General features: G+C 49.0%; 1 protein-coding gene. It reads left to right on the top strand.

The genetic code is table 11. The features are described 5' to 3' along the window. Positions 1-308, top strand: a 308-nt coding sequence (locus LKX83_RS32340) for a His/Gly/Thr/Pro-type tRNA ligase C-terminal domain-containing protein (RefSeq protein WP_255655026.1), incomplete at both ends; no start/stop codon positions are given.

Genomic DNA, 308 nt, shown 5'->3' with positions numbered 1-308 from the left:
GGCGAGGACAACCAAAAACATCGTCCAGTTGTTATTCACCGTGCGATTTATGGTTCTATCGACCGCTTCATCGGTATCTTGACCGAGCACTTTGCTGGTGCGTTCCCAACCTGGCTTGCACCGGTACAGGCGAAGCTCATTACGATTGCTGAGCCGCATGCCGGTTATGCGGAAGAAGTGAAAGAGAAGATGCTTGCGCGAGGTATTCGTGTGGAAGTGGATAGCCGTAATGAGAAGATTGGTTACAAAATCCGCGAGGCACAGATGAACAAAATTCCGTTCATGCTTGTCATTGGCGATAAGGAAAT

It is taken from the genome of Cohnella baijiui, assembly GCF_020731285.1.
Classification (GTDB): domain Bacteria; phylum Bacillota; class Bacilli; order Paenibacillales; family Paenibacillaceae; genus Cohnella.
Note: the sequence above shows the minus strand (reverse complement) of the source record. Positions and strands in the feature narration are given on the sequence as shown.